We start from the raw sequence: 21167 nt of genomic DNA, 5'->3' as shown, positions 1-21167 counted from the left end.
TTGTCGGCGGTACAGAAGGCCATGCCGCTCCGCGATACGAGGCCGGAGAGCAAGGCGCTGCGGCCGGAACAGGTGGCGGTGCCCAAGCAGGTGGAGGGCAACGCCGAGTACGCCGAAGCGGTCCGGGTGGAGAAGGACCGCCAAGAGGCGATCAACCAGATGAACCGGTTGTCCTCCTACTATGCGGTGGCCAGCGAGCAACTCATCGCACTGGAGCCCCCGAAGTTCACGACCATGCCGGATGTGGGCGTTCCGAAGCCCGCAGGTGGCTATGAGGAGTGGCCTCGCAGCACGCCTGCGCCTCCCTCTCAGGGGGTGGAGACAGCGGGTAGCGCGAGAGCCCAGATGGTCAGTTCCGGCACCAGTAACGCAGATACACATGGGGTACTGGACCCGAGGTCGCCTCACTCGCAGGCCGACGACAAAATCTCCTATCCGGACGCTCCCGAGGTCCCGAGCGTGGGTACGAGCATCGACAGTGTCGGTACTTTGCCTTCCTCCACCACACCGCCGATGACTGGTCACACTCCGCCTGTTACCACTACTTCGGCGGCGGGCGGTACCACCAACTTCCTGGGCGGCGGCTACGGACTCCCGGTGCCCCATGCGGCTGCATCGACGAGCGGGCGTACACCTGCAGGTGTACGGGCTCCCGCATCCGCTCCAGGGCCGGTCGGCAAAACAGGGACGAGTGGCTCGGTTCCCGGTCGTGCTGGCGGAGCTGGACAAGGGCTACTCAGGCACCTGGGTCAGTCGGGGCAGACTGGGCAGCCGGCTGCCAGAGGCAGCGCTGGCGGAACCAGGTCACTTCCAATGGCACCCGGAGTGACCGGTGGCACGCCACGGGCGGCTGGCGCAGGCGCACCGTGGGCGGCTGGTGGACCGGCTACCGGTGCAGGCCGGTCCAATGGAGTAGTCGGGGGGCGGCCCGCAGCAGCCCCCGCTGCGTCCGCGGGCGCCGGGCGGCAGATTCCTCATGGCACGGTCGTCGGAGCCGGTAAGTCAGCAACTTCTCAAGGTCCGGCCAGTCGACCGCCGCAGAGAGGCGTCGTCGGGGCACCTCAGCCCTCGGCGGGGCAGGGCTCGGGTGTGAATGGCTCGCGCGTGGTTCCAGGCAAGCCGGCTGCGGTTACAAGCAGGCCCGCGGCGCGCACTTCCACTACCAGGGCCGAGCGCAATGGCATGACCCGTGGAGGTGCCGGTCTTTGGCGCGGTCCTGGCGGCCGGGGGGAGTCGGACGATCGACGAGAGGCTGATCGATCAAGGCGCCCGGAGCGAGGAGCCGAAGAAGAAGAGACGGGGACCGACCTACCCACCGAGCCGCGGCGAGACGCGTCGCCGGGCTCGAACTGACCGCGAACGAGGACAGCGAAGTCATGAAGTCAGCCACCAGCCGCCGAGACGAGCGCGCCGGTCTCATCAGTCCGGACCGCAAGAGGCGGGTGCGTGCCGCGGGTGCGGTAGTCGGCGCCGTGGTTGCTGTGAGTATCGGGTTGACGCCTAGCGCCGTTGCCGACGACATCAGGTCGAAACAGTGGTACCTGGAACCGATGCAGGCCGAGCAGATGTGGAAGGTCAGCACCGGAGAAGGTGTGAAGGTCGCTGTTCTCGACAGCGGCGTGAACGTGAACGCCCCGGCGCTCAAGGGACAGGTTCTCGCTGACGAGGTGCCGGACAGCGTCTCGAATCACGCGACTCGTGACGAAGTCGGCCACGGAACGAGCATGGCCGAATTGATCGCGGGGACCGGAGCCGGAGGCGGCATGCAAGGGTTGGCTCCAGGAGCAAAGATCGTTCCCTATTACATCAGTGTCGACCCAGAAAGTACGGATGGGAAGCATAAGGTGCCGGATGTGGCGGAGGTGATCAGAGCGGTGGCCGATACTGACGCGAAGATCATCAACATGTCGTTCGGTAACCCGGCTTTCGACGCGGAAGAACAAGCGGCTGTGGAGTATGCCGCTTCTAAGGGCAAGTTGCTGGTTGCCTCTGCCGGTAACGATGGATTGGAGAAGGGTTTCGCGGGTTACCCTGTGGCTTACAACTATGTGCTCGGTGTTTCCTCGATGAACGAGGCCGGCACCGTGTCGAGGTTTGCTACTCACGGGAACTACGTCGATCTTGTTGCGCCGGGCGAGGAAGTTCCGACCTGGTGCGACGCCTCTTTCCAGTCCTATTGTGCCAACAGTGCGGGAACAAGTATCTCGAGCGCATTGGTGTCGGCCTCTGCCGCTCTCATCTGGTCCGCCCACCCCGACTGGACAGCCAACCAGGTCACCCGGGCGCTCATCGACACCGCAAGCCGTAAGTGGCCGAAGGACGACCCGACTCAGTACGCCGGTTACGGGACGATCCGCCCCCGCATGGTGCTCGAGAACCCGAACTACGACGCCGGTCCCGCGTACTCCGACCCCCTCGCCAAGTGGAACAAGGAGGAGGGGGAGGAACTGGTGACGGAGATTCCTCCTGCTTCCGCTGCCTCGCCTTCCGCAACAGACTCGTCACAAGGCCCGGCAGCCTCGTCCGGCGGCGACAAGAGCGCAGCAGGATCGGAGGCGGGGGAGCCGGAGAAGGCGGCGGCGGAGTCCTCGAGCAACGACAACAGCACACTGTGGATCACGCTCGGCGCCGTCGGGGCGGTGGTCGTGTTCGGGGGCGGTGCCTTCGTCTTCCTGCGATCGCGTCGCGCCACGTGACGCCGGCCGCCTGAGCCCTGCGCCGCCAGGCCAGGGCATGAGAACGCGCTCTTCGCCGCAGGGTGTTGAGCCGCAACGTTGGACCCCGAAACGGAAAGAGGGAGGGCAGGCGGAACATGACCGTCGACCAGAAGCTCGAAGATGCGGCAGTAATCAAGCTGCAGAAGGACATGTACGAGAAGTTCGAGAACATCCGCAAGCGGGTGCACAGCCTGCAGGGTGTCATCGACAGCCTCGAGGGCCAGTGGCAGGGCATCGGCCGTGCCGCGTTCGACACCAAGCAGTACGAGATCAACACCTCGCTGCAGAACATGGGCCGCATCCTCGGTGACGTCGTCGAGGCGATGACCACGACGCGCAACATCAAGGACAGCAAGGAAGGCGAAGTCCGCGCGGCCGTCAACAAGATCAACATCAACGACGGTGCCCCCACGGTTCAGTCGTCGCCGTTCAGCTCGATGACCTGAGCATTCTCAGCGTTTCGCAGCGCGCGGACATCAACCACAGGCGGAAGAGACGAGGTAGGCAGAGATGAGCCGTAACGCGGACGGTCTGCAGGTAACGTACGACGGGCTCGACTTCGCGGCGACGAACATCGCCAACGAGGCGAAGCTGCTCGACGAGGACATTCAGCAGCTGCGGCAGATGGTGCTGAACAGCAAGCAGTACTGGGCGGGCAAGGCCCAGGACACCTTCGACGAGAAGCTGCGGCGCTGGGACAAGGAAGCCAGCGACATCCACCAGGCACTGATGGGCATCGGTCACGTCGTGGGCCAGTCGGGTGGTACGTACATGGAGGGCGACCTGGCGGCGTCCAGGTACCTCCAGTAGGCACCGGCGGCCGAGGCCGCGGCAGGAACGTGGGTGGGCGTGCGCGGGAGACGCCCACCCTGCTGCTGTGCGCCGCCGATGTACTCGTCGTTCAGCCCGGCCCGGGAAGCGCGTCCGGCAGGCACCTGCAGGGGCGTCGGTGCGGTGGGCCTCTTCGCCGGCCGGTGCGAGACCCGTCGCGCCCCGCGAGAGGAGCCGCCACCGCAGTACGGCCCGCGGGCGTCTCCTCGTTAGCGCCCCCGGCCTCTCAGGGCAATACACCTGGCGCTCTCCTCGGCCCATTTCGCCGCGCTCCTCTTCGCAGCACCCCTCCTCGGCCCTCCTCGTAGCGCCGTCCCCGGCCCGCGTCGCTCACCCACCCGGTACGGGACGCAAGCGACCGCACCCGGTACGGGACGCAAGCGACCGCGAGCGCGAGTACCAGGGGCCGTACGCAGAGCAAGCCGTTCGTGCGGACGACCCCCGCCGTCAGGCCCCGTCGTCCGCCAGCCCCACCTGCACCAGCGGCTTCCCCCGGCGCCGGGACACGAACACGCCCCGTCCCGGCGGCATCTGGCGCGGACGCACCCCGCCGAGCAGGTCGCCCTCGGCCGGATCACCGCTGAGGACGAGTCCCTGAGCGCCGAGTTCCTTGATGCGCTGCATGAAGGCCTCGTAACCGGACCGCCCCGCGCCCGCGGTGGAGCGGGCGATGATGAAGCGGACGCCGACGTCCCGGGCGAAGGGCAGCATCTCCGTCAGGACCGCCAGCGGGTTGCCGCTCGACGTGGCCACCAGGTCGTAGTCGTCGACGACGACGTAGATCGTCGGACCGTGCCACCAGCTGCGGTCGCGCAACTGCTCCGGCGTGACGTCGGAGGTCGGGGTACGGCGCTGCATCAGCTCGGCGAGCGCCTCCATGTGGTGCTGCATCTGGTTCGACATCGGCACGTACTCGGCCAGGTGCGAGGAGGGCGTCACCCCCAGCAGGGAGCGCCGGTTGTCGACGACGAACAGCTTGCAGCCGTCACCGTCGTGCCGCTCGGTGAGACGCCGGATGAGCAGCTTCAACAGGTTCGACTTGCCGGACTCGCTCTCGCCGAACACCAGGAGGAACGGGTCCTGGTCGAAGTCCACGAACACCGGCTCGAGGTTGTCCTCGTCGAGCGCGAAGGAGACTCCCCGGCGGGGGAACCGGTCGCCGGGCGGCAGCCGGTGCGCCGGGAACTCCCTGGGCAGCAGCCGCACCGCGGGGGCGCCGGGCTGCTGCCAGTGCCGGGAGACCTCGGCGCCGAGCGCCTGAGTGGCCTCCGCCAGGTCCGTGTCGGAGGACAGGCCGTCGATGCGCGGGACCGCCGCCATGAAGTGCTGCTTCTGCGGTGTCTGGCCCCGGCCGGGCACGCCCGTCGGCACGTTGGCCGCGACCTTGCGGTCGAACTCGGAGTCCATCGGGTCACCGAGCCGCAGCTCCAGCCGGTTCATCAGCTGGTCCTTGAGGTTGCTGCGCACCTCCATGGAACGCGACGCCGTGAGGATCAGGTGGATGCCGTAACCCAGTCCGCGCGCCGCGATGTCCAGGACGTACGGCTCCAGGGCGTCGTAGTCCGTACGGAAGTTGCCCCAGCCGTCGATGACCAGGAAGACGTCGCCCCAGGGCTGATCGGTCACGGAGATGTCGCCCCGCGCGCGGCGGCTGCGGAACTCGGCGATGGAGGAGATGCCGGCGGTGCGGAAGTACTCCTCGCGGCGGGTCATGACGCCGTACGCCTCGGCCGCCGTGCGCCGGACCTTCTCGGGGTCGAGGCGTGAGGCCACCCCGCCCACGTGCGGCAGGCCCGCCACGGCCGACAGGCCGCCGCCACCGAAGTCCAGGGCGTAGAACTGCACTTCGTGCGGGGTGTGGGTGAGCGCGAAGGAGGCGATGACCGAGCGGAGCAGCGTCGACTTGCCGGACTGCGGTCCGCCGAGGATCTGCATGTGGCCGGCCGCGCCGCCGAAGTCCACCCACAGCGGGTCGCGGCGCTGCTCGTAGGGCTTGTCCACGAGACCGACGGGCACCACCAGCCGGCCCGCGCCCTCGTAACCCGGCTGGGTCAGGCCACGGCCCGGCACCTCCGCGAGGCCCGGCAGCAGCGCGTCGAGCGACGGCGGGCTGTCCAGCGGCGGCAGCCACACCTGGTGGGCGGCCGGCCCCTGCGCCTCCAGGCGCCGCACGATGACGTCGAGGACGGTGTCGGCGAGCGCCTCGTCCGTCTCCTCCCGGGTCTCCTCGCGCTGCGCGGGGACCGGGAGGTACCGCACCGGCACCTGGGCGGCGGTGAACAGCACGGGGCGGCGGTCGACCGGGAGCGGCCCCCCGTAGGACGCCGTCCGGTGGGCGCCCGTGCGGTACACGCCCGAGACGTAGGCGGCCTTGAAGCGGAGCATCTCGTCCGTACCGAACTTCAGGAACCCGGAGCCGGGGACGTTCGGCAGTTCGTAGGCGTCCGGGACGCCGAGCGCGGCCCGCGACTCGGCGGCCGAGAAGGTGCGCAGACCGATCCGGTACGACAGGTAGGTCTCCAGTCCGCGCAGGCGGCCCTCCTCCAGCCGCTGCGAGGCGAGCAGCAGGTGCACGCCCAGCGACCGGCCGATGCGGCCGATCTGCACGAACATCTCGATGAAGTCCGGCTTGGCCGTCAGCAGCTCGCTGAACTCGTCGATCACCAGGACGAGCGACGGGATCGGCTGGAGCGCGGCACCGGCGGCGCGGGCCTTCTCGTACGCGTGGATGTTGGCGTAGTTGCCCGCGTCGCGGAGCATCTCCTGACGGCGGTTGAGCTCACCCCGGATCGAGTCGCCCATCCGGTCGACGAGCGTCAGGTCGTCCGCGAGGTTGGTGATGACGGCCGCCACGTGGGGCATCTGCGCCATGCCCGCGAAGGTGGCGCCGCCCTTGAAGTCCGCCAGCACGAAGTTGAGGGTCTCGGAGGAGTGGGTGACGGCGAGGCCGAGGACCAGGGTGCGCAGCAGCTCGGACTTTCCGGAACCGGTCGCACCGACGCACAGGCCGTGCGGGCCCATGCCCTCCTGCGCCGCCTCCTTCAGGTCGAGCATGACGGGCCGGCCGTCCTCGCCGACGCCGATCGGCACCCGCAGCCGCTCCGACTGCGAGCGGGGACGCCAGGTGCGCCGGGTGTCGACGGAGGCCGCGTCCCCGAGATTGAGCAGGTCGGTGAAGTCCAGGTTGGCGAGCAGCGGTTCGTCGTCGTCCCCGCCCGACGCCATGCGCAGCGGCGCGAGTTGCCGCGCCAGGGCCTCGGCGGCCTCGTAGGACAGGCCGTCGGGCGTGCCCTCGTAGACCATGCCGTGAGCCGACTCCAGGCGCAGCTCCTTCGGGTGAACGACGATCGACAGGTCACCGCGCCCGCCGGCCAGCCTTCCGGGGACGACCTCCAGCACGGTGACGCCCTGCATGCCCTCCGGACTCGCCAACAGCGACGTCGGCGGCAGCGAGACCCCGTCGAGGACGACGACCACGTGCGGCTGGTCGGGCACGGGCTGTCCGTCCGGGTGGAAGCGGGGGCGGCCCTGGAGCCGGTCGGCGAGCAGGTCCTCCAGCTCCACCGGGTCGGTCGTGATCAGGCGGATGCTGCCCGCGCCGTCCGCGGCGCCCCGGGACTGCACGTGCGGCAGCCACTTGCTCCATTCCCACTCGCCGGTGGACTCCCTGCCGGTGGCGATGGCGATCACCAGGTCGTCGGGGGAGTGCAGCGCGGCGAGCGAGGCGGTGACGGCGCGGGCGGTGGCGCGCACGGTGCCCGGCTCGCCGCTGACCGTCACGTGGTAGAAGGCGCGCAGCGAGACCGCCATCGGCAGGTCGTCGAGGGTGCTGTGGGTGGCCAGGAAGCGCTGCATGGCGCCCGCGGTCAGCGGTTCCAGCTGGTCGACCGGGGCCGTCTCCGGGGGGATCAGCTCAGTGGCGAGGGCCTGCGGGCCGAGGCCGACCCGCACCTGACCGAAGTCCTCGTCACCCGTACGCCGCTCCCACACCCGGCTGCCCTCGGCGACCAGCGCCCACAGTTGCTCCGGTGAAGGATGCAGGTAGTACTGGGCGTCGCGCTGGGCCCGCGCGGTCGTCTGGGCGGACCGCCGGGCCTGGGACAGATAGCGCAGGTAGTCCCGGCGCAGGTCGGCCAGCTGCCCCTGGTTGCCCCGGCGGTAGCGGACGAGCATCGCGATGCCCATGGCGATCGTCGAGGCCACCATCACCATGCCCATGATCTTCATGAACGGCTGGGCCTGCGGGTTGAAGAAGAAGACCACGGACCCGCCCATGCCGAGCATGGGCAGGAGTTGCATCAAGGCGCCTTCCTGCTGTCCCCGCGGGAGTTCGGGCGGTGGCTGCAGGACGACTTCCCGCGTGGGCACGTTCTTCGGCAGCGCCCGCGGTGGGCGCTTGACGACGATGTGGCTCACTTGGCACCAATTCCCTTGCCCGGCTGATCCGTTCCGCCCGCCGCCCCGTGTCCGGCACACGTCGATCGCGAAGGGCGATCCTACTGAGTCCCGCCGACGACGGCGGACGATAGGGTGCCCGTGAGACGTGTGAGCAGGTGCGAATCGGCCGGGGACCGCGAGCGGGGCCGAACGGCCGCACACGAGGGCCACCGGTGGGTGAGGCGCAACGGTAGCGCGCCCGGCCCGTATGACCGACGAGGGGGAACAGCAGGTGAGCATGACGGCCTCCGCGCCGGCCGGCGCGGCCGGCGCACCGGGCAGCACCGTCCCAGCGGGCTCAGGCACGGGGCTCGGCTTCTGCCGGGTCACCATCGTGGCTCCCGACAGCCGCATCGACGTGGCACTGCCCGACGACGTACCGGTCGCCGACCTCTACCCGGAGATCCTGCGGTTCTCCCGGCAGAGCCCCGCCGAGGGCGCACCGGTCGGCTACCACCTCGTACGCCGTGACGGCACCGTCCTCGACAGCGCCCGGTCGTTCGCGGCCCAGCGCATCCTGGACGGGGAACTGCTCACCCTGCGGCCCTTCGCCGCATCGCTGCCCCCCGCCGTCATCGACGACGTCTCGGAGGCGGTCGCCTCGGCCGTCACCCGCGACCGCACCCTGTGGGACGGCGACCTCACGCGCACCGCCGGTCTGATCGGAGCGGGCGTCCTTCCGGTGCTGATCGCCTTCGTGGCGTGGCGCTCCCAGGTCCGCCACGACATGCACAGCCTCCAGGGCGTCATCGCCGCGGTCGCCGGTGTCCTGCTGGTCACCTTCGCGTGCGTCCGCGCCCGTGTGTACGACGACCGCGGCTCCGCGGTCGCGCTGGGGCTGGGCGCCCTGCCGAACATCGCCGTGGCGGGCTCGGGACTGCTGCCGCTCGCCGACGGGCAGGGCATCGGGCGGCTCCAGTTCCTGCTCGCCTGCGCGGCGGTCCTGGTCGCCTCCGTCGTACTGACACTCGTGTCGCCGGGGGGCGACAGCCCCTTCGTGGCGTTCGTCTTCGCCGCCCTGATCGGCATGCTCACGACCTTCATCGCGATGCTGACGCATCTCGAGCCCAGGGAAACGGCCGCGATCTGCGCCCCCCTGTCGGTCTGCGCCCTGGCCTTCCTGCCCGGTCTGTCCATGCGTTTCGCCCGGCTGCCCATCGGCTTCGAGCTGCCCGACGGCTCACGCGGCACCTACTCGACGGACGAGACGGCCTCCCCGGAACCCGTCGACGCCGAGCGCGTCGCCGCGCAGGCCCGCCGCGGTCACGAGTTCCTCGCCGGGCTGGTCGGCGGCTGCGCGCTGCTCTCGGTCGGCGCGGCGATCGTCCTGAGCTTCTCCGCCGACGTGTGGGCCCAGCTCCTCGCGCTGGCCACCGGGATCGCCATGCTGATGCGCGCCCACCTGTTCCGTTACACCGTGCAGGTCGCCGCCATGCTGGCCGCCGGACTCGGTTCGCTCGTCTTCCTCGGGCTCGGACTCGCGATGCGTCCACCGGGGGAGTACTGGCGCGACGCGCTGGAGGGCGAGACCGCCGCCCTGGACCTCCGCAGCGTATGGCTCGCGGCGGCCGTCGCCGCGGCCGTCGTCCTGGTCACGGCCATCGGCCTGATCACCTCGCGGCGCGGTGTCACGCCCTTCTGGGGCCGCTTCGTGGAGATCGCGGAGGCCTTCGTGCTCCTGACCTTGATCCCCCTCGCCCTGGCGGTGTTCGACGTGTACGCCGCGGCGCGGTCGATGACCGGCGACTGACCACCGTCTCCCCGGCCGGCGCCGGGGAGAGCGGGGCGCGTACACGGGGTCCGGTCCGAGGGGCGGCGCGCACCGTGCCGCCCCTCCCGCGTCACCCGGCGCCGTTCCCCGGCGCGGGCTCCAGGTCGAACTCCCCGTCCCGCGCGCCGAGGACGAAGGCACGCCACTCCGCCTCCGTGTACCGCAGCACGGTGTCCGGGTCGAGCGACGACCGCATGGCCACGGCGCCGTCGGGGAGGTAGGCGATCTCGACCCGCTCCTCGTGCTCCTCGGTGCCGGGCGCGCTGTGCCACTCGACACCGGAGATGTCGAGGGAGTACAGCTCGTCCCTCTCCCGCTCCTTGCGCGCCTTCAGTTCCCTGTCCTCGGCGTCGGCCATCGGGGCTCGGTCCTTCCTGCGGTGCCAACGGGATGCGCCGTTACCCTACTTCCCGGGGTTCTCCCAGCTCAGCGGTTTGCCGATGTGCGCAGCGGTACGAGTGACGAATCGGCCGCCGAGCCCGCGCGCCGGGGTGCCCGCCCGGGCTGGTACGCTGGGTGACGGCCGTTTGTGTACGCGCCCCCGGAGCCAGGAGCCTTGGAGGCCGCGCCCAGCGGATCCCGCCTTCCGAGTTACGGAAGATCCCCCGAGACGTAGACCGGGGGCACTCGGTGGCCAGCCACAGACCAAGAGGAGTACGCGTGTCGCTCGACGCCGCAGTGAAGAAGCAGATCATCTCCGAGTTCGGTACCAAGGAGGGCGACACCGGCTCCCCCGAGGTGCAGGTCGCTCTGCTGTCCCGTCGGATCTCCGACCTGACCGAGCACCTCAAGGCCCACAAGCACGACCACCACTCCCGTCGTGGTCTGCTGATCCTGGTCGGTCAGCGCCGCCGGCTGCTGCAGTACCTCGCCAAGAAGGACATCCAGCGCTTCCGTGCGCTGGTCGAGCGCCTCGGCATCCGCCGCGGTGCGGCGGGCGCCAAGTAGGACGCCGTGAAGGGAGCGGTTCCCATCGTTCGGGGGCCGCTCCCTTTGCTGTACGTGCGCGGTGTCGCTGCCGCTTTGTAGTGTGGTAGCAGAACACAGGACACCACGACGCACGAGTACGACGTAAGACAAGACGAACGACACCAGGAGAAGCGCGCCTCGCCGCCGCCGGTCCTCGGTAGTGGCCCCCGGGCAGAGCCCCGGGTGCTTCGATCGAAGACCGGCCCGCACAGGACGGAGCGCTTCTCCGCCACCGTCCCCCCGCCACACGGGCGAGGAGGGACGAAGACGAGGAGAAATCACTAGTGGAGAACGAGACCCACTACGCCGAAGCCGTCATCGACAACGGCGCGTTCGGCACCCGCACCATCCGCTTCGAGACGGGCCGCCTGGCCCGCCAGGCCGCCGGTTCCGCCGTGGCGTACCTGGACGACGACACCATGGTGCTGTCGGCCACCACCGCCTCGAAGAACCCCAAGGACCAGCTCGACTTCTTCCCCCTCACGGTGGACGTCGAGGAGCGGATGTACTCCGCCGGCAAGATCCCCGGCAGCTTCTTCCGCCGCGAGGGCCGGCCCTCCGAGGACGCGATCCTCACCTGCCGCCTGATCGACCGCCCGCTGCGCCCGTCCTTCAAGAAGGGCCTGCGCAACGAGATCCAGGTCGTCGCCACGATCATGGCGCTCAACCCCGACCACCTGTACGACGTCGTGGCGATCAACGCCGCCTCCGCGTCCACGCAGCTGGCCGGCCTGCCCTTCTCCGGCCCGATCGGCGGCGTCCGCGTCGCGCTGATCCGCGGCCAGTGGGTGGCCTTCCCGACGCACACCGAGCTCGAGGACGCCGTCTTCGACATGGTCGTCGCGGGCCGCACCCTGGAGGACGGCGACGTCGCGATCATGATGGTCGAGGCCGAGGCCACCGAGAAGACCATCAAGCTCGTCGAGGGCGGCGCCGAGGCGCCCACCGAGGAGGTCGTCGCCGCCGGTCTGGACGCCGCGAAGCCCTTCATCAAGGTGCTGTGCCGCGCGCAGGCCGACCTCGCCGCCAAGGCCGCGAAGCCGACCGGCGAGTTCCCGGTCTTCCTCGACTACCAGGACGACGTCCTGGAGGCCCTCACCGGCGCCGTCAAGCCCGAGCTGACCCAGGCGCTCACCATCGCCGGCAAGCAGGAGCGCGAGGCCGAGCTGGACCGCGTCAAGGCGCTCGCCGCCGAGAAGCTCCTGCCCCAGTTCGAGGGCCGCGAGAAGGAGATCTCCGCCGCGTACCGCTCGCTGACCAAGTCCCTGGTCCGTGAGCGCGTCATCAAGGAGAAGAAGCGCATCGACGGCCGCGGTGTCACCGACATCCGCACCCTGGCCGCCGAGGTCGAGGCCATCCCGCGCGTGCACGGTTCCGCGCTGTTCGAGCGGGGCGAGACCCAGATCCTGGGCGTCACCACCCTCAACATGCTCCGCATGGAGCAGCAGCTGGACACCCTCTCCCCGGTGACCCGCAAGCGCTACATGCACAACTACAACTTCCCGCCGTACTCCGTCGGCGAGACCGGCCGCGTCGGCTCCCCCAAGCGCCGCGAGATCGGCCACGGCGCCCTCGCCGAGCGCGCCATCGTGCCGGTGCTGCCGACGCGCGAGGAGTTCCCGTACGCGATCCGTCAGGTGTCCGAGGCCCTCGGCTCCAACGGCTCGACGTCCATGGGCTCGGTCTGCGCCTCCACCATGTCGCTGCTGAACGCCGGTGTGCCGCTGAAGGCCCCCGTCGCCGGTATCGCCATGGGCCTGATCTCGCAGGAGATCAACGGCGAGACGCACTACGTCGCCCTCACCGACATCCTCGGTGCGGAGGACGCCTTCGGCGACATGGACTTCAAGGTCGCCGGCACCAAGGAGTTCGTGACCGCCCTCCAGCTCGACACCAAGCTGGACGGCATCCCCGCCTCCGTCCTGGCCGCCGCCCTCAAGCAGGCCCGTGACGCCCGCCTCCACATCCTCGACGTGATGATGGAAGCGATCGACACGCCGGACGAGATGTCCCCGAACGCGCCGCGGATCATCACCGTGAAGATCCCCGTCGACAAGATCGGTGAGGTCATCGGCCCCAAGGGCAAGATGATCAACCAGATCCAGGAGGACACGGGCGCCGACATCACGATCGAGGACGACGGCACCATCTACATCGGTGCCGCCCAGGGCTCGCAGGCCGAGGCCGCCCGCGCCACGATCAACGGCATCGCCAACCCGACCATGCCCGAGGTCGGCGAGCGCTACCTGGGCACGGTCGTCAAGACGACCACCTTCGGCGCGTTCGTCTCCCTGCTGCCCGGCAAGGACGGTCTGCTGCACATCTCGCAGATCCGCAAGCTCGCCGGCGGCAAGCGCGTGGAGAACGTCGAGGACGTCCTCGGTGTGGGCCAGAAGGTCCAGGTCGAGATCGCCGAGATCGACTCCCGCGGCAAACTCTCCCTGATCCCCGTGATCGAGGGCGAAGAGGGCGACGACGAGAAGAAGGACGACGCCGACCAGTGACGTCCCGTAGCTCCAAGGCGACGGCCCGCACCTCCTCGGAGGCGCGGGCCGTCGCCCGTACCCAAACCCTGATCAAGGGCGAGCACGGCACCGGCACGGTGCGCAGGACCACCCTCCCGGGCGGCCTGCGCATCGTCACCGAGACCCTGCCCTCGGTCCGCTCGGCGACCTTCGGCATCTGGGCGCACGTGGGCTCCCGCGACGAGACCCCGGCCCTGAACGGCGCCACCCACTACCTGGAGCACCTGCTTTTCAAGGGCACCCGCAAGCGCAGCGCCCTGGACATCTCCTCCGCCCTCGACGCGGTCGGCGGCGAGATGAACGCGTTCACGGCGAAGGAGTACACGTGCTACTACGCCCGTGTGCTCGACGCCGACCTGCCGCTCGCCATCGACGTGGTCTGCGACATGCTGACCGGCTCGCTCATCCGCGAGGAGGACGTCGACGTCGAACGCGGCGCGATCCTCGAGGAGATCGCGATGACCGAGGACGACGCCGGCGACTGCGTGCACGACCTGTTCGCGCACACCATGTTCGGCGACAGCGCCCTCGGCCGTCCCGTCCTCGGCACGGTCGACACGGTCAACGCCCTCACCGCCGACCGCATCCGCCGCTTCTACCGGAAGCACTACGACCCCACGCACCTGGTGGTCGCCGCGGCCGGCAACGTCGACCACAACAAGGTCGTACGCCAGGTCCGCGCCGCCTTCGAGAAGGCCGGCGCCTTCCGGGACCCGGCGGCCGAGCCACTCGCCCCGCGCGACGGACGGCGCACGGTCCGGGCCGCGGGCCGCGTGGAGCTGGTCGGCCGGAAGACCGAGCAGGCCCACGTCATCCTCGGCATGCCCGGCCTGGCCCGCACCGACGAGCGCCGCTGGGCCATGGGCGTCCTCAACACCGCCCTCGGCGGCGGCATGTCCTCCCGCCTCTTCCAGGAGGTCCGCGAGAAGCGGGGAATGGCCTACAGCGTCTACTCGTACACCTCGGCCTTCGCCGACTGCGGCCTGTTCGGCGTGTACGCGGGCTGCAGGCCCTCCCAGGTGCACGACGTGCTGAAGATCTGCCGTGACGAGCTGGACCACGTCGCCGAGCACGGCCTCACCGACGACGAGATCGGCCGCGCCGTCGGCCAGCTCCGGGGCTCCACGGTCCTCGGTCTGGAGGACACCGGCGCGCTGATGAACCGTATCGGCAAGAGCGAGCTGTGCTGGGGAGAGCAGATGTCCGTCGACGACATGCTGACCCGGATAGCCTCGGTCACGCCGGACGACGTCCGCGCGGTCGCCCGCGACGTCCTGGGCCGGCGGCCGTCGCTGTCGGTCATCGGCCCGCTGAAGGACAAGCAGGCGTCCCGGCTGCACGACGCCGTCGCCTGACGGTCCCGTTTCGAGAAGGAAGCATGTGACATGAGCAAGCTGCGCGTGGCCGTCCTCGGTGCCAAGGGCCGGATCGGCTCCGAGGCGGTGCGGGCGGTCGAGGCCGCCGAGGACATGGAGCTGGTGGCCGCCCTGGGCCGCGGCCACAGCCTGGACACGCTGGCCGAGGCCGGCGCCCAGGTCGCCGTCGAGCTGACCACCCCCGCCTCGGTGATGGACAACCTCGACTACTGCGTACGCCACGGCATCCACGCCGTCGTCGGCACCACGGGCTGGACCGACGAGCGCCTCGCACAGCTGAAGACCTGGCTCGACGGCTCCCCGGCGACCGGCGTGCTCATCGCGCCCAACTTCTCCATCGGCGCCGTACTGACCATGAAGTTCGCACAGATCGCCGCGCCGTACTTCGAGTCCGTCGAGGTCGTCGAGCTGCACCACCCGAACAAGGTCGACGCCCCCAGCGGCACCGCCACCCGCACCGCCCAGCTGATCGCCCGGGCCCGGCAGAAGGCAGGCGCCGCTCCGGCGCCCGACGCCACTGCCACCGCCCTGGACGGCGCCCGCGGCGCGGACGTCGACGGTGTCCCGGTCCACGCGATCCGGCTGCGCGGCCTGCTGGCCCACCAGGAGGTCCTGCTGGGCGGCGAGGGCGAGACCCTCACCGTCCGGCACGACTCCCTGCACCACAGCAGCTTCATGCCCGGCATCCTGCTGGGCGCCCGCCGCGTGGTGACCACCCCGGGCCTCACCTTCGGCCTGGAACACTTCCTGGACCTGAACTGAGACCCGGGGCCCAGCCCCGCGCCGGATCCCCCACCGAGCCCCGAACCGAGCCCCTGACCCCATGCGCGCGAAGATCTCCTACGTCATCACGGCCGCCGTCCTGGTCTTCTACTTCGTCCTGGCCGGCAGCCGCGGTGTGTTGCTGATCGGCACCGGCACCCCCCTCACCGTGGCCTTCGGCGTCGCGGTGCTGGTCCTGCCGGTGATCGGCCTGTGGTTCCTGTGGAAGAACACCCAGTTCGTCCGCAGGGCCAACGCCCTCGCCGCCGAACTCGACGCCGAGGGCGGACTGCCCGTCGACGAGCTGGAGCGCACCCCCAGCGGCCGCGTCGACCGGGACTCGGCCGACGCGGTCTTCGCCCTGCGCAAGGCCGAGACGGAGGATGCCCCCGGCGACTGGCGGAGCTGGTTCCGCCTGGCCGTCGCCTACCACGACGCACGCGACACCCCGCGCGCCCGCAAGGCGATGCAGCGGGCGATCGCCCTGCACGACGGCAAGCACGCCGGGGCGGCCTGAACGAACCGGGAACGCCGGGGCCCGGACCGCACTGCGGTCCGGGCCCCGGCGTCCGTCGTCGTGCTCAGGCCCGCCGGTACTCAGCGGCCCACGCCTCCATGGCGTCGGCCGCCCGGTCGAAGGCTTCCTCACGGGCCAGGAAGTCCGCGTTGTGCGTGGTCAGCAGGGGAGGCACGGTCTCTCCGGAGCGGCCCTGCCGGACGAGGAGCAGCGCCTGCCCCTGCACGGTGCGCGGCAGCCCGAGCCAGCGCACCGGCTGCTGCACGGTGCGCATGTCGTCGACCTGCTGCCAGGCCACCGTGCGCGTGCTGAGGAAGCTCACCTGCCGCACTCCCTGCGCGCTCACCCACGCGCCCATGCGCAGCAGGCGCAGGGCGCAGACGATCACGACGACCGCGAGGCCGAAGACCACACCGGCGGACGACAGGGAGGCCGTCGCCGCGATGACGACCGCCGCGAACAGCACGAACGAGGCGAACAGCAGCATCAGTGCCGCCGCCCCCACCCGCCACGGCCCCGGCCGGTAGGGCCGGCGCCAGAGGTCGCGGTCGTCGTGCGGCAGCGCGACGTCGTCGGCGGTGTCGAAGGCGCGGTCGGCCGTCAGGAAGGGCAGGGGCACGGCTGGTCCTCACTCGTTCCATGGCATGTGCTGTGCCCGGTGAGGCTACCGATCCGTGTCGGCGGTCACCACCCTCGGGGCCCCCGGATGGAGTCAGGTCGACCGGCCCGCGACGCCTTGGCGCCGCTCGGACGCCGGCTAGCGCCGCTCGGACGCCTGCGACGGCTGCTTGTGCTCGGACGGCTGGTCGGCCGACAACGCGGGCATCCCGATCACCAGGGATCCCACTATTCCGGCGACGACGGTGAGACCGAGCAGCCAGCGCCCGGCCAGCTGGCCGAAGGACGCCCGCTCCCGGGGCGGGGGTGTGACATTGCTGCGGAACCTGTCGGCTTCGGCGACGAAGGCGAACGGCACGGGTTCACGCCGGCGGATCATGGAGGCTGCGTCTCCCTTCGGGGAATGAATGCATCGCTGTCACTCATACAGACGAACGAACGCCCCCGCGGGTGCCCCTTTTCACCGACTTCATCTGCGGCCCGGCGCCGATCACCCCGTTCGGCGGGCCGTAGAGTGGCCCTCGCCAAGCGATGAGATGGGAAGGCCCTGCACCCGTGACCGACACCCCCGCCGACGAGTCCAAGATCGACCTTCGCAGCGACGTCACCGTCGACCTGGTCAAGAGCGCCGCGACCGACTCCGACGTGCTGTTCGCCGCCCGCGTCTCGACCGCCGGGGAGCAGTCCCTCGACGAGCTGCGGAAGGACCCGGAGCGTTCCAAGGGCCTGATCAACTACCTCATGCGGGACCGCCACGGCAGCCCGTTCGAGCACAACTCGATGACCTTCTTCGTCAGCGCCCCGATCTTCGTCTTCCGTGAGTTCATGCGGCACCGCGTCGGCTGGTCGTACAACGAGGAGTCGGGCCGCTACCGGGAGCTCCAGCCGGTCTTCTACGTCCCGGCGCAGGACCGCAGGCTGGTCCAGCAGGGCCGTCCGGGCAAGTACGTCTTCGTCGAGGGCACCGCCGAGCAGCACGGCCTGGTCAGCCGGTCCATGGAGGACTCCTACCGCCAGGCCTACCGCCAGTACCAGGAGATGCTCGCCGCCGGCGTCGCCCGCGAGGTGGCCCGCGCGGTGCTCCCCGTCGGCCTGTACTCGTCGATGTACGCCACCTGCAACGCACGCTCGCTGATGCACTTCCTCGGCCTGCGCACCCAGCACGAGCTGGCGAAGGTCCCGTCCTTCCCGCAGCGCGAGATCGAGATGGTCGGCGAGAAGATGGAGGAGGAGTGGGCCCGGCTCATGCCGCTCACCCACGCCGCGTTCAACGCCAACGGCCGGGTGGCCCCGTAGCCTCCCGGCCGAGCGGGCGGGCCGTCGGGCACAGATGTACGCATCAGCCACCCGAAGTGTCCGTATTGCGGCGTTCTGAGAAGTTCACTTAGCCTGATCAAAGGGACCCGGCACTGCTTGAACCCCCGAGCAGGCAGTGCCGGGCTCCGCCTCCCTCCCGACCAGCCGCCTCCCCCGAGGGCAGACCCCGCCCTGAGCAACGAGTAGCGTGTAGCCCATGGCTCCGACCTCCACTCCGCAGACCCCCTTCGGGCGGGTCCTCACCGCCATGGTCACGCCCTTCGCGGCGGACGGCGCACTCGATCTCGACGGCGCACAGCGGCTCGCCACCCACCTGGTGGACGCAGGCAACGACGGCCTGATCATCAACGGGACCACCGGTGAGTCCCCCACCACCAGCGACGCGGAGAAAGCGGACCTCGTACGAGCCGTCCTGGAGGCCGTCGGCGACCGGGCCCATGTCGTCGCCGGAGTCGGCACCAACAACACCCAGCACAGCATCGAGCTGGCCCGCGCCGCCGAGCGCGTCGGCGCACACGGCCTCCTGCTCGTCACGCCGTACTACAACAAGCCCCCGCAGGAGGGCCTGTACCTGCACTTCACGGCCATCGCCGACGCCACCGGCCTGCCGGTCATGCTCTACGACATCCCCGGCCGCAGTGGTGTCCCGATCAACACCGAGACGCTGGTCCGCCTCGCGGAGCACCCGCGGATCGTCGCCAACAAGGACGCCAAGGGCGACCTCGGCCGCGCCAGCTGGGCCATCGCCCACTCCGGCCTGGCCTGGTACTCCGGCGACGACATGCTGAACCTGCCGTTGCTCTCCGTGGGCGCGGTCGGCTTCGTCTCGGTCGTCGGCCACGTCGTCACCCCCGAACTGCGCGCCATGGTGGACGCGCACGTCGCCGGTGACGTACAGAAGGCACTGGAGATCCACCAGAAGCTGCTCCCGGTCTTCACTGGCATGTTCCGCACCCAGGGCGTCATGACCACCAAGGCCGCGCTCGCCCTCCAGGGACTGCCCGCCGGACCGCTGCGCGCGCCCATGGTCGGCCTCACGCCCGAGGAGACCGAGCAGCTCAAGATCGATCTTGCCGCCGGCGGGGTACAGCTCTGACAACAGACTTCGCACCACCGCACGACCGGACTTCACAACTGAATAGGCGGGCCACCGGTGCCCGCACCCCACTTCGACAACTGCTTCTGCACGAACGTCACGCGCGCCACGTGCCCACCGGTACGTGGCGCGTGTGGTTGAGGAGAGTCTTTTGAGTCATCCGCATCCTGAACTGGGCCGTCCCCCGGCGCTCCCCAAGGGTGGCCTGCGGGTCACACCCCTCGGCGGCCTCGGCGAGATCGGCCGCAACATGACGGTCTTCGAGTACGGCGGCCGTCTGCTGATCGTCGACTGCGGAGTGCTCTTCCCCGAGGAGGAGCAGCCCGGAATCGACCTGATCCTGCCGGACTTCTCGTCGATCAGGGACCGCCTCGACGACATCGAGGGCATCGTCCTCACCCACGGCCACGAGGACCACATCGGCGGGGTTCCCTATCTCCTCCGCGAGAAGCCGGACATCCCGCTGATCGGCTCCAAGCTGACCCTCGCGCTCATCGAGGCCAAGCTCCAGGAGCACCGCATCCGGCCGTACACCCTCGAGGTGACCGAGGGGCACCGCGAGCGCGTCGGTCCCTTCGACTGCGAGTTCGTCGCGGTCAACCACTCCATCCCGGACGCGCTGGCCGTCGCGATCCGCACTCCCGCGGGCATGGTCGTCCACACCGGCGACTTCAAGATGGACCAGCTCCCGCTGGACAACCGCCTCACCGACCTGCACGCCTTCGCCCGGCTGAGCGAGGAGGGCATCGACCTCCTCCTCTCCGACTCGACGAACGCCGAGGTCCCGGGCTTCGTCCCGCCGGAGCGGGACATCTCCAACGTCCTGCGCCAGGTCTTCGCCGGTGCCCGCAAGCGGATCATCGTGGCGAGCTTCGCCAGCCACGTGCACCGCATCCAGCAGATCCTGGACGCCGCGCACGAGTACGGCCGACGGGTCGCCTTCGTCGGTCGCTCCATGGTGCGCAACATGGGCATCGCCCGGGACCTCGGTTACCTGAAGGTCCCGCCGGGTCTCGTCGTGGACGTCAAGACCCTCGACGACCTGCCGGACAGCGAAGTGGTCCTGGTCTGCACGGGCTCCCAGGGCGAGCCGATGGCCGCCCTGTCCCGCATGGCCAACCGGGACCACCAGATCCGCATCGTCGACGGCGACACCGTCATCCTGGCCTCGTCCCTCATCCCGGGCAACGAGAACGCGGTGTACCGCGTGATCAACGGCCTGACCCGCTGGGGCGCGCACGTCGTCCACAAGGGCAACGCCAAGGTCCACGTCTCGGGCCACGCCTCGGCCGGCGAGCTGCTGTACTTCTACAACATCTGCCGGCCCAGAAACCTCATGCCGGTCCACGGCGAATGGCGCCACCTGCGCGCCAACGCCGAACTGGGCGCCCTGACCGGCGTCCCGCACGACCGCATCGTCATCGCCGAGGACGGTGTCGTCGTCGACCTCGTCGAAGGCAAGGCCAAGATCTCCGGCAAGGTCCAGGCGGGATACGTCTACGTCGACGGCCTCTCCGTCGGCGACGTGGGCGAACCGGCCCTCAAGGACCGCAAGATCCTCGGCGACGAGGGCATCATCTCGGTCTTCGTCGTCATCGACTCGTCCACCGGCAAGATCACCGGCGGCCCGCACGTCCAGGCCCGCGGCTCGGGGATCGAGGACTCGGCGTTCGCCGTGGTCCTCCCCAAGGTCGTCGAAGCACTGGAGCGTTCGGCCCAGGACGGGGTCGTCGAGCCCCACCAGCTCCAGCAGCTGGTGCGCCGGACCCTCGGCAAGTGGGTCTCGGACACCTACCGGCGCCGGCCGATGATCCTCCCTGTCGTCGTGGAGGTCTGACGGACCGTCGGGCATCCGGCGGCCTCAACCTGGAGCGGGGAGCCTCGATTTGCATCGGGGCGCCCCGCTCCAGTACGTTTACATCTCCGCTCGGACGGGCACCCGATCACTTCGTGGATCGGAGCCGGCCCCGGAGGGCGGGAAATCCGACTCAGAATCTCTGATAAAGTCGGAACCGCCGGAAAGGGAAACGCGAAAGCGGGAACCCGGAAAGCACCGAGGAAATCGGATCGAAAAGGATCTGATAGAGTCGGAAACGCAAGACCGAAGGGAAGCGCCCGGAGGAAAGCCTGAGAGAGTCTCTCGGGTGAGTACAAAGGAAGCGTCCGTTCCTTGAGAACTCAACAGCGTGCCAAAAGTCAACGCCAGATATGTTGATACCCCGACCTGATCG

Annotated in this window: 16 protein-coding genes; 12 read left to right on the top strand and 4 right to left on the bottom strand. The window is 69.8% G+C overall.

What is annotated here, in order from left to right; translation table 11 throughout:
- The first annotated feature begins 1442 nt into the window (after positions 1 to 1442).
- From ACVV2G_RS19340 to ACVV2G_RS19330, 3 genes are all read left to right on the top strand, one after another.
- The gene (locus ACVV2G_RS19340; RefSeq protein ID WP_453844130.1) at positions 1443 to 2696 is read left to right on the top strand and encodes a S8 family serine peptidase; all 1254 of its coding nucleotides are present in this window, start codon (positions 1443 to 1445) and stop codon (positions 2694 to 2696) included.
- A 116-nt stretch (positions 2697 to 2812) separates the two neighbouring features.
- Positions 2813 to 3163 carry a WXG100 family type VII secretion target gene (locus tag ACVV2G_RS19335; protein ID WP_453843981.1) on the top strand — a complete coding sequence of 117 codons (351 nt, stop codon included), beginning with the start codon at positions 2813 to 2815 and terminating at the stop codon, positions 3161 to 3163.
- A 64-nt stretch (positions 3164 to 3227) separates the two neighbouring features.
- A complete protein-coding gene (locus ACVV2G_RS19330) occupies positions 3228 to 3527 on the top strand; it encodes a WXG100 family type VII secretion target (RefSeq protein ID WP_453843980.1) in 300 nt (99 codons plus the stop codon).
- Between the two features lie 468 nt (positions 3528 to 3995).
- On the opposite strand, the gene eccCa is transcribed toward ACVV2G_RS19330, so the two are convergent.
- Positions 3996 to 7964 carry a type VII secretion protein EccCa gene (eccCa, locus tag ACVV2G_RS19325; RefSeq protein ID WP_453843979.1) on the bottom strand — a complete coding sequence of 1323 codons (3969 nt, stop codon included), beginning with the start codon at positions 7962 to 7964 and terminating at the stop codon, positions 3996 to 3998.
- Between the two features lie 259 nt (positions 7965 to 8223).
- On the opposite strand from eccCa, the gene eccD reads away from it, so the two are divergent.
- The gene (gene eccD, locus ACVV2G_RS19320; RefSeq protein WP_453844129.1) at positions 8224 to 9735 is read left to right on the top strand and encodes a type VII secretion integral membrane protein EccD; all 1512 of its coding nucleotides are present in this window, start codon (positions 8224 to 8226) and stop codon (positions 9733 to 9735) included.
- 91 nt (positions 9736 to 9826) lie between these two features.
- On the opposite strand, the gene ACVV2G_RS19315 is transcribed toward eccD, so the two are convergent.
- A complete protein-coding gene (locus ACVV2G_RS19315) occupies positions 9827 to 10114 on the bottom strand; it encodes a DUF397 domain-containing protein (protein WP_453843978.1) in 288 nt (95 codons plus the stop codon).
- A 302-nt stretch (positions 10115 to 10416) separates the two neighbouring features.
- Here ACVV2G_RS19315 and rpsO point away from each other — a divergent pair, with 302 nt between their 5' ends.
- From rpsO to ACVV2G_RS19290, 5 genes are all read left to right on the top strand, one after another.
- Positions 10417 to 10704 (top strand): 30S ribosomal protein S15, encoded by a 288-nt coding sequence (gene rpsO, locus ACVV2G_RS19310; protein WP_356297798.1) that lies wholly within the window; start codon positions 10417 to 10419, stop codon positions 10702 to 10704.
- A gap of 305 nt (positions 10705 to 11009) precedes the next feature.
- Complete coding sequence (locus ACVV2G_RS19305) at positions 11010 to 13229, top strand: polyribonucleotide nucleotidyltransferase (RefSeq protein ID WP_453843977.1); 2220 nt, start codon at positions 11010 to 11012, stop codon at positions 13227 to 13229.
- On the top strand, positions 13226 to 14605 hold the full coding sequence (locus ACVV2G_RS19300; RefSeq protein ID WP_453843976.1) for a M16 family metallopeptidase: 1380 nt from the start codon (positions 13226 to 13228) through the stop codon (positions 14603 to 14605). The genes ACVV2G_RS19305 and ACVV2G_RS19300 overlap by 4 nt, the downstream gene beginning before the upstream one ends.
- Before the next feature lie 30 nt (positions 14606 to 14635).
- Complete coding sequence (gene dapB, locus ACVV2G_RS19295; RefSeq protein WP_453843975.1) at positions 14636 to 15388, top strand: 4-hydroxy-tetrahydrodipicolinate reductase; 753 nt, start codon at positions 14636 to 14638, stop codon at positions 15386 to 15388.
- 61 nt (positions 15389 to 15449) lie between these two features.
- The gene (locus ACVV2G_RS19290; RefSeq protein WP_453843974.1) at positions 15450 to 15905 is read left to right on the top strand and encodes a tetratricopeptide repeat protein; all 456 of its coding nucleotides are present in this window, start codon (positions 15450 to 15452) and stop codon (positions 15903 to 15905) included.
- A 64-nt stretch (positions 15906 to 15969) separates the two neighbouring features.
- Here the strand turns inward: ACVV2G_RS19290 and ACVV2G_RS19285 are convergent, their stop codons facing one another.
- Entirely contained in the window at positions 15970 to 16524 is a 555-nt protein-coding gene (locus ACVV2G_RS19285) for a hypothetical protein (protein ID WP_453843973.1), read from the bottom strand.
- Between the two features lie 138 nt (positions 16525 to 16662).
- Positions 16663 to 16902 (bottom strand): hypothetical protein, encoded by a 240-nt coding sequence (locus ACVV2G_RS19280; RefSeq protein WP_453843972.1) that lies wholly within the window; start codon positions 16900 to 16902, stop codon positions 16663 to 16665.
- 176 nt (positions 16903 to 17078) lie between these two features.
- On the opposite strand from ACVV2G_RS19280, the gene thyX reads away from it, so the two are divergent.
- From thyX to ACVV2G_RS19265, 3 genes are all read left to right on the top strand, one after another.
- Complete coding sequence (thyX, locus tag ACVV2G_RS19275) at positions 17079 to 17819, top strand: FAD-dependent thymidylate synthase (protein WP_453843971.1); 741 nt, start codon at positions 17079 to 17081, stop codon at positions 17817 to 17819.
- A 217-nt stretch (positions 17820 to 18036) separates the two neighbouring features.
- On the top strand, positions 18037 to 18936 hold the full coding sequence (dapA, locus tag ACVV2G_RS19270; protein WP_453843970.1) for a 4-hydroxy-tetrahydrodipicolinate synthase: 900 nt from the start codon (positions 18037 to 18039) through the stop codon (positions 18934 to 18936).
- Between the two features lie 151 nt (positions 18937 to 19087).
- Positions 19088 to 20773 carry a ribonuclease J gene (locus ACVV2G_RS19265; RefSeq protein WP_453843969.1) on the top strand — a complete coding sequence of 562 codons (1686 nt, stop codon included), beginning with the start codon at positions 19088 to 19090 and terminating at the stop codon, positions 20771 to 20773.
- Positions 20774 to 21167: the final 394 nt, after the last annotated feature.

It is taken from the genome of Streptomyces sp. JK94, from assembly GCF_053613315.1.
The sequence above is the reverse complement of the archived record's forward strand: the minus strand, read 5'-3'. Positions and strand labels throughout refer to the sequence as shown.

Coding starts and splice junctions, on each gene's coding strand:
- ACVV2G_RS19290 (WP_453843974.1), top strand. CDS start 15,450: ATGCGCGCGAAGATCTCCTACGTCATCACGGCCGCCGTCCTGGTCTTC.
- dapB (WP_453843975.1), top strand. CDS start 14,636: ATGAGCAAGCTGCGCGTGGCCGTCCTCGGTGCCAAGGGCCGGATCGGC.
- ACVV2G_RS19280 (WP_453843972.1), bottom strand. CDS start 16,902: ATGATCCGCCGGCGTGAACCCGTGCCGTTCGCCTTCGTCGCCGAAGCC.
- eccD (WP_453844129.1), top strand. CDS start 8,224: ATGACGGCCTCCGCGCCGGCCGGCGCGGCCGGCGCACCGGGCAGCACC.
- dapA (WP_453843970.1), top strand. CDS start 18,037: ATGGCTCCGACCTCCACTCCGCAGACCCCCTTCGGGCGGGTCCTCACC.
- ACVV2G_RS19335 (WP_453843981.1), top strand. CDS start 2,813: ATGACCGTCGACCAGAAGCTCGAAGATGCGGCAGTAATCAAGCTGCAG.
- ACVV2G_RS19330 (WP_453843980.1), top strand. CDS start 3,228: ATGAGCCGTAACGCGGACGGTCTGCAGGTAACGTACGACGGGCTCGAC.
- ACVV2G_RS19315 (WP_453843978.1), bottom strand. CDS start 10,114: ATGGCCGACGCCGAGGACAGGGAACTGAAGGCGCGCAAGGAGCGGGAG.